Here is an 11,480-nt window from a genome sequence, read left to right as displayed (position 1 = left end):
GTGGCAGAGCCTCATAAAAGGGGCGCTACGCCCACCACAACTCCATGATCGACGGGGTGGGGGTGGGGGGAGAACGGGAGGTGAGAGTGGCAACTGTGGGCGTTGCGGCTGAGCCGACAACGGTGGGGATCGTGCGAGACTAGGTAACCATGAGCGACCCACGGATCACCTCGTCGATCTTCACCCGCGGCGCGGTCGACCTCAGCGCGCTGCGCGGCACCGCCCCGGCCAGTTCCCGTCCCGCCACACCGAGCCAGACCGGCGCACCCACCGGCGCACCTGGCGGTCCCGCCACAGGTGGCAGCGCCGCCGTGCTCGACGTGACCGAGGCGAACATCCAGTCCGGGGTGCTCGAACGGTCGATGACCACACCCGTGGTGGTCTTCTTCGGCGCGGCCGGCTACCCGGACAGCGACCAGTTCGCCCCGGTGCTGGAGCGGCTGGCGGCCGAGGGGGCCGGCCAGTGGGTCCTGGCCCGGGTCGACGTCCAGGAGAACCCGCGGATCGCGCAGATGTTCCAGATCCAGGCGATCCCCACCGTCTACGCGGTGGTCGGCGGGCGGCCGATCGACGCCTTCCCCGGGGTGATCCCCGAGCCGCAGCTGCGCCAGTGGCTCGCCGCGGTGCTCAAGGCCGGTGGCGTCACCGTCGCCGAACCGGAGGACCCGCGCCTCGACGAGGCCGACGACGCGTTGATGAGCGGCGACCTCGACGCCGCCGAGCAGGCGTACCGCAAGATCCTCGCCGAGTCCCCGGCGGACGCCGCCGCCGAGGCCGGCCTGGCCCAGGTCGGGGTGGCCCGGCGGGTCGCCGGTGCCGACCCGCAGGCCGCCCTCGCCGCCGCGCAGGCCAACCCCGACGACGTCGAGGCCCAGCTCCTCGCCGCCGACATCGAGGTGCTCAGCGGCATGGCCGAGCAGGCGTACGAACGGCTGGTCGGGGTGGTCCGGCGGACCGCTGGCGACGACCGGGACCGGGCCCGCCAACACCTGGTCTCGCTGTTCAGCATCGCCGGCCCGGACGACCCCGCCGTGGCCTCCGCCCGTCGCGCCCTGGCCAGCGCCCTGTTCTGATCCCCTGACACCCCGCGCGGGCCGGCCGCACGGCCGGCCCGCCGACCATCGAGGACGGGAGCCCGTGATGCGCCGAATCGCCGTCCTCGACGCGCCGACCAACCTGGGTCTGCGCCCACCCACCTCCACCTCCGTCCCCGGCTGCGGCAAGGCCCCCGGGGCGCTGCGCGACCACGGCCTGCTCGCCCGGCTCGGGGCCCGCGACGCAGGCTGCCTCACCGCCCCCCGGTACGACCCGGGCGACTGGCGGCCCGGCGACGGGGTCTGCCACGCCCGGGAGATCTCCGGCTACTCGACGGCGCTGGCCGACCGGATCGGCGCGATCATCGACCGGGGCGAGTTCCCGCTGGTCCTCGGCGGGGACTGTTCGGTGCTGCTCGGCTCGGCGCTGGCGATGCACCGGCTCGGCGAGGCCGTCGGCGGGCGGATCGGGCTGGTCTTCGTCGACGGCCACTCCGACTTCCGGCACCCCGGCAACGCCTCCTACGTCGGTGCGGCGGCGGGGGAGGACCTCGCCCTGGTGACCGGGCGCGGGCAGGCCGACCTGGCCGCCATCGAGGGGCGTCGACCGTACTTCCGGGACATCGACGTGGTGGTGCTCGGCATCCGCGCGCAGGACGAGTACCGGCTCGACCTCCAGGCCGCCGGGATCATCACCCGGCCGGTGCCGGCCCTGCGCGCCGAGGGGGCCGCCCGCAGCGCCCAGTGGGCGCACGAGCAACTCGCCGACTGCGCCGGCTACTGGGTGCACATCGACGTGGACGTGCTCGACCCGGCGGTGATGCCGGCCGTGGACGCCCCCGACCCGGGCGGGATCGCCTTCGCCGAGCTGGAGATCCTGCTCGCCGGGCTGGTGGACACCCCGCACTGCCTCGGCGTCGAGCTGACCGTCTTCGACCCCGACTACGACCCGGACGGCGCGTACGCCGCCGAGATCGTCAACACGGTCGTCGCCGGACTGGCCCCGGTCGTCGCCCCGGACGCCGTCCCACCCCGGCTGCTGCCGCCCCAGCCGCACCCCGCCGACCCCGACCCGGCCGACGCGCATGGCCGCGCCGAGGAGCCGGTCGCCTGACCGTGCCCCGGCCCGCCTGGCCCGGCCCGCGTGACCCCGCAACGGGGCCGATGTGGCGGGGTCACGCGACCTGGATACCGCTACATCGCCCCCGTCGAGCGCGAGACCGGGCCGGGCGGGAGAGGCGTCAGCGGAGGGCGCGGAGGAAGCGTTCGGCGATCGGGACGGCGCTGGCCGTGCTCGAACCACCCTGCTCGACGAAGACGGCGAACGCGACGTCGCCCCGCCACCCGACGAACCAGGCGTGGGTGTGCGCCGGATCGTCGTCGTACTCGGCGGTGCCGGTCTTGCCGTACACCGGGCCACCCGGCACGTCGGCCAGCGCCCGGGCGGTGCCGGCGGTGACCACCTCGCGCATCATCGTCTTCAGCGCCGCCACCGACTCGGCCCGCAGCGTCGGGCCGGCCGCGGCGGGCGCGGCGGGGGCCGGGTCGAGCACCAATTTCGGCTGCTCGAAGCGGCCCCGGGCGACGGCGGCGGTCACCCCCGCCATGGCCAGCGGGCTGACCACGGTGGTGCCCTGGCCGATCGCGGCGGCGGCCTGCTCGGTCGGCCCGCCGCCGGTGGAGACCTTGCCGGTGAAGACGTCCGCGCCGAGGTCCCACGAGCCCTCCAACCCGAGGGTACGACCGGTGGCGGCCAGCCCGTCCGGGCCGAGCTGCGGGGCCAGCGCGACGAAGGCGGTGTTGCAGGACTTCGCGAAGTCGGTCCGGAACGGCACCCTGCCCAGCACGAAGTCGTCGGAGTTCTTGAACGGGCGGCCGTCCACCACGCTGGTCTTCGGGCAGTCGACGACGGTCTGCGGGGTCACCGCCCCCTTGTCCAGCAGGGCCAGGGCGCTGACCGTCTTGAACGTGGAGCCCGGTGGCACCTGGGCGGTGAAGGCCAGGTTCTCCCCGGCCGCCCCGGGGCCGTTGGCGGCGGCGAGCACCGCGCCGTCGCCGACCCGTACCGCCACCAGGGCCGCGCGTCGCTTCTCGCCCCGCAACGCGCCGTCGGCGGCGTTCTGGGTGGCCACGTCGAGGGTGGTGCGGACCGGCTGGCCGGGGCCCGGCTCCTGCCGGAACGCCTCGGTGACGACGGTGCTGCCGCCCTCGGGCGCGGGCCGGCGGATCTCCACTGTGGTGCCGGGAGCGCCGCGCAGCCGCTCGTCGTAGCGGCCCTGGAGGCCGCCGTGGCCGACCAGGTCGCCCTTGGCGTACCGGTCGGGGTGGGCGGCGAGGTCGTCGGCCTGTGCCGGGTCGACCGTGCCGAGCAGGGCGCGGGCGAACTCCCGGGTCGGTGCCAGGTCGAGCTTCTCGGCCCGGAACTTCGTCCCCGGCAGGTCGTAGATCCGGGAACGGATCTGCCGGTACGCCTCGTCCCGCAACGTCACGACCTCGACGAACGCGTCCGGGTCGGCGTCGCGGAGCCGTTGCGGCAGGTCGGCGAGGTCGACCGGGGGGCTGATCGGCGGCCGGACCGCCCGGAACGCCGCGTCGAGCCGCCCCACCAGCGCCGCGACGTCCGGGATCTCGCCGGGTTGCAGTCCGATCCGGACCACCGGCCGGGGCGTCACGATCGGCTGTCCCGCGCCGTCGAGCAGCCCGGCCCGGGGCGCGGCGGTCCGCCGCAGCGTCAACCGGTCGCCCTTGGCGAGCTGGTCGTGCAGCACCTGCGGTTCCCAGATCACCTGCCACCGGTCGTCGCCGGAGTTCTGCCGCAACCGGAGCGGACGCTGGTAGGCCCAGTCCGCCCCGCCCGGCAGCGTCCACCGGATGTCGACGGTGGTGGTGGCGAGGTTCTTGGTGACCTCGGCCTCCCCGACGTGCCGCAGGGCGGGCGGGGTGGCGGCGAGATCGCCGGAAAGCGCCTTGATCTCCTCGACGACGGTGCCGGCGGGCACTCTCGCCCCGGTCGGGTCGACGAAGCCCACCTTGTCCAGATTGCCGGATCGCCAGCCGGCGAGGAACGCGTCGACGCTGCCCGTCAGCCCGTCGTCGGCGGAGCAGCCGACCAGGGCGCCGGCCGCCAGCACGGTGGCGGCCAGGGCCGCGAGCCCCCGTCGCAGGGGCGTGCCGGGGCAGCGGTAGGGGTACGACAGGGGCATGGAGCTGCACCTTCCGGACGGCGGGCTGCCCTGCACGCTAGTCCGTCGTCGCCGCCCGTACCGCCCCGTGCGGCCGCCGGGGCCACCCGGCCAGGCCGTACGCCGGTGCGGCCGGGCCGCCGTGACGGCGACGCCGGGGGTGGGGCCGGGCCCCAACGGGACCGCACGAAGTGGTGGGCCCGCAGGTGTGATGAACATCCCGAGGCGGGGTACTCGGCACCCGGCCGATCGTGCATCTGCCACGGATGCCAGGCCAGAGTCCCGAACCGGACGTCCCACCGGTGGTCCACCGACCGAGGCACGAAGCGGCAGGGCCTATGGTGGGGCGGCAGAGTGACCCACAACGCGGTGGGTCGTCGAGGGGAGTGGCACCGATGGACCGGCGTCCGGCGATCAAACCGGTACCCGACCTCCGGCAGAGCGACACCGGCCGGGACGACAGCTTCGATTCGGCGACCGACGGGGACAGCCCGCCGATCGACGGGGACGGCTACGGCCGACTCGACACCGGCGTGACCGGGATGACCGGTTCGAGCATCGACACCCTCTACGACCTGGGCCTTCCGGTGGAAGCGCTCGGCGAGGACGTGGAGGACGCCGAACTCGACGAGCCGGTGCCCAACGCGGAACGCCTGGTGGCGCAGGCGGTGGCGCTGGCCGGGGACGACCACGACGCGGCGACCCTGGTGGGCCGGTTCTGGCGGTTCGCGCCGGACGAGGAGCTGATCGGGTTCACCGCCGAGGAGATGCTCGACGCCGCGCGGGCACACCGGGACCTCGCCCAGCAGCGGGTGCCGGGCGAGCTGAAGCTGCGCATCCTGCCCCCCGACGCCGACCAGCACCACACCGTCGTCGAGATCGTCACCGACGACATGCCGTTCCTGGTCGACTCGGTGACCGCCCTGCTCAACGCCCACCACCTCGACGTACACCTGCTGGTGCACCCGTTGGTGGTGGTCCGGCGGGAGCCGCTGGGCCGGCTGACCGAGGTCTCCGCCGACGTGGAGCCGGACGATGCGATCGCCGGTGACCTGGTGGAGAGCTGGATGCGGATCGAGATCGATCCGGTCCGCGACGCCGACCAGCGGGACCAGTTGCGCCGCGAGTTGCAGCGGGTGCTCACCGACGTGCGGGAAGCCGTCGAGGACTGGCCGAAGATGCGCCAGCGGGCCCTGGCGCTCGCCGACGAGTTGGCCTCGGCCCGGACGGCGGACGACCGCCCGCCGGTGCCGGAGAAGGACATCACCGACTCGGTGGAGCTGCTGCGGTGGCTGGCCCACGACCACTTCACCTTCCTCGGCTACCGGGAGTACCGGCTGGTCGACTCCGGTGGCCAGGGCGGCCCGGCGTTGGAGGCGGTGCTCGGCACCGGGCTGGGCATCCTGCGTTCGGACTCGCCGGAAGCGCGGGCGCTTTCGTCGATGACGCCCGAGGCGCACGAGAAGGTGATGGAGAAGCGGCTGCTGATCATCACCAAGGCGAACTCGCGGGCCACCGTGCACCGCTCGGCCTACCTGGACTACATCGGTTTCAAGATCTTCGACTCGGCCGGTGCGGTGGTCGGCGAACGGCGGTTCCTCGGCCTGTTCTCCACCGCGGCGTACCGGACCAGCGTGCGGGAGTTGCCGGTGGTCCGCCGCAAGGTGGCCGAGGTGCTGGACCGCTCCGGGCTGAGCCAGCGCAGCCACTCCGGCAAGGACCTGCTCCAGATCCTGGAGACCTACCCGCGCGACGAGCTGTTCCAGATCAAGACCGACGACCTGTACCACGCGGTGGTCGGCGTGCTGCGGATGGCCGGCCGCCGGCAGTTGCGGGTGTTCCTGCGCCGCGACGCGTACGGACGGTTCATCTCCTGCCTGATCTACCTGCCCCGGGACCGGTTCACCACCCAGAACCGGCTGCGCATGCAGGACATCCTGCTGCGGGAGCTGAACGGGGTCGGGGTGGACTACACCACCCGGGTCACCGAGTCGATGCTGGCCCGGGTGCACTTCATCGTCCGGACCGACCCGAACAACCCGCCCGGTGACATCGACGCCGACCTGCTCGCCGAGGAGTTGGCCGACGCCACCCGGCTCTGGGACGACGACTACCGGCTGGTGCTGGAACGCAAGCTCGGCGACGAGCAGTCCAAGCGCCTGTTCACCAGGTACGCCGACGCGTTCCCGGAGGGCTACAAGGACACCCACACGCCGTACGAGGCGATGAAGGACCTGGCCAAGCTGGAGCTGCTGGAGGAACCCGGCCAGCTGGAGATGCACCTGTTCCGCAAGCAGTGGGCCCCCCGGGCCGGGCAGCGGGCCGACGAGGCGATGGACGTCCGGTTCAAGGTCTACCGGTACGGCGAGCCGATGATGCTCTCCGCCGTGCTGCCGGTGCTGCACTCGCTGGGCGTCCGGGTGGTCGACGAGCACCCGTACGAGGTGGACCGGATCGACGGCCGGGTCTTCCTGTACGACTTCGGGCTGCGGCTGCCCGAGGGGCACCAGGAGTTGGCCGAGGTGCGCCCGCACGTGGAGAACGCCTTCGCCGCCGCCTGGCGGGGCGAGGCCGAGGTGGACGGCTTCAACGAGCTGGTCCTGCGCGGCGGCCTCACCTGGCGGCAGGTGGTGGTGCTGCGGGCGTACGCGAAGTACCTGCGGCAGACCGGGGCGGTCTTCTCCCAGGAGTACATGGAGCAGACCTTCATCGCGTACCCGCAGATCGCGGCGCTGCTGGTGGAACTGTTCGAGGTGCGGTTCGCGCCGGACGGGCGCGAGGCGGAGCAGCGCCGGGAACGCAGCGGCGAACTGGTCGACGCGATCGGCGTCGCCCTGGACGACGTGGCCAGCCTCGACCAGGACCGCATCCTGCGCGCCTACCTGACGCTGATCCAGGCCACCCTGCGGACCAGTTTCTACCAGAAGCGCGCCGACGGGCGGCCCAAGTCGTACGTGGCGTTCAAGCTGGACCCGCAGGCCATCCCGGACCTGCCGGCACCCCGGCCCAAGTTCGAGATCTTCGTGTACTCGCCCCGGTTCGAGGGCGTGCACCTGCGCTACGGGCCGGTGGCCCGGGGCGGGCTGCGCTGGTCCGACCGGCGGGAGGACTTCCGGACCGAGGTGCTCGGCCTGGTCAAGGCGCAGATGGTGAAGAACGCGGTGATCGTGCCGGTCGGCGCCAAGGGCGGCTTCGTGCTCAAGCAGAAGCCGGGGGACCGGGACGAGGCCGTCGCCTGCTACCAGGAGTTCGTCGGCGCGATGCTCGACGTCACCGACAACATCGTCTCCGGTGACATCGTGCCACCGGTGGACGTGGTGCGGCACGACCCCGACGACCCGTACCTGGTGGTGGCGGCGGACAAGGGCACCGCCACGTTCTCCGACATCGCCAACCAGATCTCGGCGGCGCACGGCTTCTGGCTGGGCGACGCGTTCGCCTCCGGCGGTTCCGCCGGCTACGACCACAAGAAGATGGGCATCACCGCCCGGGGCGCCTGGGAGTCGGTCAAGCGGCACTTCCGCGAGCTGGGCCACGACACCCAGACCCAGGACTTCACCGTGGTCGGCGTCGGCGACATGTCCGGCGACGTGTTCGGCAACGGGATGCTGCTCTCCGAGCACATCCGGCTGGTGGCCGCGTTCGACCACCGGCACATCTTCCTCGACCCGGACCCGGACGCCGCCACCTCGTTCCGGGAACGTCAGCGGCTGTTCGAGCTGGCCCGTTCGTCGTGGGAGGACTACGACCCGAAGCTGATCTCCGAAGGCGGCGGGATCTTCCCGCGCGGGGCCAAGTCGATCCCGATCACCCCGCAGGTGCGCGCCGCCATCGGCCTGGCCGACGACGTCACCCAGCTCAGCCCGGCCGAGCTGATGAAGGCGATCCTCACCGCGCCGGTGGACCTGTTCTGGAACGGCGGCATCGGCACCTACGTGAAGGCGTCCAGCCAGACCAACGCCGAGGTGGGCGACAAGTCCAACGACGCGATCCGGGTGGACGGCAAAAACCTGCGCTGCCGGGTCGTCGGCGAGGGCGGCAACCTGGGCTGCACCCAGCTCGGCCGGATCGAGTACGCGCAGACGGGCGGCCGGATCTACACCGACTTCATCGACAACGCGGCCGGGGTGGACTGCTCCGACCACGAGGTGAACATCAAGATCCTGCTCAACACGGCGGTCGCCGACGGCGCGCTGGACGTTCCCGCCCGCGACGAACTGCTCGCCCAGATGACCGACGAGGTCGCCGAGCTGGTGCTGCGGGACAACTACGACCAGGCGCGGGCGATCAACAACTCGCAGGCCCAGGCCGCCTCGCTGCTGCCGGTGCACCGCCGGATGATCAGCGAACTGGAGCGGGCCGGCCAGCTCGACCGGGCGCTGGAGGCGCTGCCCCCGGACGAGGAGCTGGCGGTACGCACCGAGTCCGGGCTCACCGCGCCGGAGTTCGCGGTGCTGCTCGCGTACGTCAAGATCGTGCTGGAGCGGGAGATCCTGGCCGAGGGGCTCGCGGACGAGGAGTGGACGACCGACGTCCTGGTCAACTACTTCCCGACGCCGATGCGCGAGCGGTTTGCCGACCGGATGGCCCAGCACCGGCTGCGTCGGGACATCGTCACCACGGTCCTGGTCAACGAGGCGATCAACCGGGGCGGCATCTCGTTCGTCTTCCGGGTCGTCGAGGAGACGGCCGCGTCGGCGGCCGACGTGATCCGGGCGTACGTGGTGGTCCGGGAGGTGTTCGGGCTGCGCGAGCTGTGGGACGCGGTCGAGGCGCTGGACAACCAGGTCCCGCCGGAGTTGCAGACCAGCGTCTACCTGGACACCCGGCGGCTGCTCGACCGGGCCGTCCGGTGGCTGGTGAGCAACAGGCGGTCGCCGATCGACGTGCCCGCCGAGATCGAGCGGCTCCGCGACGGCGTGGCCCGGCTCCTGCCGGACCTCCAGGACCGGTTCCACGGCAGCGAGCGGGAGTCGTTGCAGGCGCACATCGACGCGATGACCGCCCGGGGGCTGCCGGCCGAGCTGGCCGGGCGGGCGACCCGGCTGATGTACAGCTTCGGTCTGCTGGACGTGGTGGAGACGGCGCGGACCAGCGGGCGGGACGTCGGCGAGGTGGCCTCGGTCTACTTCGTGCTCTCCGACCGGTTCCGGGTGGACTCGCTGCTGTCGAAGATCTCCCTGCTGCCGCGCGAGGACCGCTGGCAGACGTTGGCCCGGATGGCGCTGCGCTACGACCTGTACGCCGCACTGGCCGCGCTGACCGGCGAGGTGCTCGACTCCACCTCCGGTGACCTGCCGCCGCAGGAGCGGGTGCTCCAGTGGGAGCAGTCGAACGCCACCTCGATCCACCGGGCGCACCGGGCGATGGGGGAGTTCGACGAGTCGCGGGCGGACCTCGCCTCGCTCTCGGTGCTCCTGCGGCAGATCCGCACCCTGGTGCGGACGTCCGCCGCCGCCTGACCGTACGCCGACCGCGCCCGTGACGGACTTCCGCCACGGGCGCGGTCGTGCGGTGTGCGGGCCGGCTCAGGACGTCAGCGTGGCGAAGACGATCACGTTGTCCTGGTAGCTGCCGGCGGCCTGGTCGAACTGGCCGCCGCAGGTCACCACCCGCAGCCCGGGACGGTCGTTCGGGCCGTACACCAGGTCGGTGGGGAACTGCGTCTTCGGGTAGGACCGCACCTCGTCGACGGTGAACGTGGCGGTGCTGCCGTCGGCCCGCGCCACCGCGACGGTGTCGCCCGGCAGGAGCGAGCCGAGCTGGAAGAAGACCGCCGGCCCGAGCTGCGCCGAGTCGACGTGCCCGACGATCACCGCGTTGCCGGTCTCGCCGGGGCTGGCCCCCGGTTCGTACCAGCCGGCCTGCTGGGCCTGGTCCAGCGGGGGCACCTGGACCGTGCCGTCCGGGTTGGTGCCCAGCGGCATGATCGCCGCGTTGACCCCGATCCTGGGGATCACGATCGCGGTGGGGGCGGAGCGGGGCAGCGGTGCGGGGCCCGGCGGCACGCTCGCGTCGGCGGGGACCTGCGCGTCCGGGTCGTCGACCGGCCCGGTGTCCCCGGCCGGGGCGTCCGGCGGGGCGGTCTGCGGCGCGGCCTGGGCCGCCGGCTGCGGCGGACGGGGCGGGGGCGTGGTCCGGATCGACGCGCCGATCATGCCGGAGCCGGCCATGGCGAGGAGGACGACGACGGCCGCGCCGGCGGCGCGCCACGGTCTCCCGTGACGGCCGCCGGCCCGTGTCGCCGTCGGGTCAGCCGAGCTCATCGGCCCGACGCCGGCGCATCAGCACGATGCCGCCGAGGGCGGCCGCGCCGATCATGCCGGCCCCGCCGGCGACCATGCCCCGGTCGGCGCCGGTGGTGGTCATCCCACCGTCACCGCCGTCGACGTGGCCCTTCGGCAGGACGACCAGTTCGCCCTCGCCGCACGAGCCGTTCAGCTCGTACCGGCCCGGGCGGGCGTCCTCGGAGACCTCGGCCTCGCCGTAGTAGACGAAGTCCTTCTTGTGCCCCCAGCCGCCCTCGTCCTTGCCGTAGCCGGACTCCTCGTCCTTGCCGTAGCCGTACTCGTCGTCCTGGCCGTAGCCCTCGTGGCCCTGCCAGTCGCCCTCGTCGGACTCCTCGTCCCAGCCGGGCTTGCCGTGCTCGCCGGACTCCTCGCCGGCCCCCGGCTTGCCGTGTTCCTCGCCCTTGCCTTCTTCGGGCTTGCCGTGCTCGTCGCCCTTGCCTTCTTCGGGCTTGCCGCCGTGGTCCGGGCCCTGGTCGGCGGCCATGAAGCCACCGCCCTGGCCGCCCGCCGGGGGCTGACCGCCGTCCGCCGGGGGCTGTCCACCCTCGGCCGGGGGCTGCGGCTTGGGGCCGTGGTCGTCGGGGGCCTGGCCGTCGGGACCCTTGCCGTGGTCCTCGCCCTTGCCCTCCTCGCCCTTGCCGTGGTCCTCGCCCTTGCCCTCGTCGTCCTTCCAGCCGCCGTGTTCCTCGCCGCGGCCCTCGGCGGGCTTGAGTTTGACCTTGCCGGTGACCTTGGACCAGACGAAGGCGTGTTCCTGCGCCTCCGGGCAGATCTCGATGAGCTTCACCTCGTCGCCGGGCTTGACGACGTGCGGCTTGGCGATGACCTTGCCGTCCCGGCTCTCGCCGTCGTGGTGACCGTCCGCGAACGCGATCCCCGGCGTGAACACCAGAAGGGACGCGCCACCGAGAGCGGCACCCGCGACAACCTTCCCGAGCATCTTGTTAGCCATGACCTGCGTCACTCCATCCCCT

The 11,480-nt window shown here is 73.1% G+C and carries 6 protein-coding genes; 3 read left to right on the top strand and 3 right to left on the bottom strand.

Features of this window, described 5'->3' with window-relative positions; translation table 11 throughout:
- Nucleotides 1-149 precede the first annotated feature (149 nt).
- Nucleotides 150-1,073 carry a tetratricopeptide repeat protein gene (locus B5D80_RS05930; RefSeq protein ID WP_088642757.1) on the top strand — a complete coding sequence of 308 codons (924 nt, stop codon included), beginning with the start codon at nucleotides 150-152 and terminating at the stop codon, nucleotides 1,071-1,073.
- A gap of 64 nt (nucleotides 1,074-1,137) precedes the next feature.
- Nucleotides 1,138-2,148 (top strand): arginase family protein, encoded by a 1,011-nt coding sequence (locus B5D80_RS05925; protein WP_425437166.1) that lies wholly within the window; start codon nucleotides 1,138-1,140, stop codon nucleotides 2,146-2,148.
- A gap of 127 nt (nucleotides 2,149-2,275) precedes the next feature.
- Here B5D80_RS05925 and B5D80_RS05920 read toward each other — a convergent pair whose 3' ends face one another.
- Complete coding sequence (locus tag B5D80_RS05920) at nucleotides 2,276-4,237, bottom strand: penicillin-binding transpeptidase domain-containing protein (RefSeq protein ID WP_088642756.1); 1,962 nt, start codon at nucleotides 4,235-4,237, stop codon at nucleotides 2,276-2,278.
- Nucleotides 4,238-4,611: 374 nt separating this feature from the next.
- On the opposite strand from B5D80_RS05920, the gene B5D80_RS05915 reads away from it, so the two are divergent.
- Complete coding sequence (locus B5D80_RS05915; protein ID WP_088642755.1) at nucleotides 4,612-9,678, top strand: NAD-glutamate dehydrogenase; 5,067 nt, start codon at nucleotides 4,612-4,614, stop codon at nucleotides 9,676-9,678.
- 66 nt (nucleotides 9,679-9,744) lie between these two features.
- Here the strand turns inward: B5D80_RS05915 and B5D80_RS05910 are convergent, their stop codons facing one another.
- Both B5D80_RS05910 and B5D80_RS05905 read right to left on the bottom strand, forming a co-directional pair.
- Complete coding sequence (locus tag B5D80_RS05910; protein ID WP_088642754.1) at nucleotides 9,745-10,482, bottom strand: class F sortase; 738 nt, start codon at nucleotides 10,480-10,482, stop codon at nucleotides 9,745-9,747.
- The gene (locus B5D80_RS05905; protein WP_088642846.1) at nucleotides 10,469-11,458 is read right to left on the bottom strand and encodes a hypothetical protein; all 990 of its coding nucleotides are present in this window, start codon (nucleotides 11,456-11,458) and stop codon (nucleotides 10,469-10,471) included. The genes B5D80_RS05910 and B5D80_RS05905 overlap by 14 nt, the downstream gene beginning before the upstream one ends.
- Nucleotides 11,459-11,480 lie beyond the last annotated feature (22 nt).

This window comes from Micromonospora wenchangensis, assembly GCF_002210435.1.
GTDB lineage: Bacteria > Actinomycetota > Actinomycetes > Mycobacteriales > Micromonosporaceae > Micromonospora > Micromonospora wenchangensis.
Note: the sequence above shows the minus strand (reverse complement) of the source record. Positions and strands in the feature narration are given on the sequence as shown.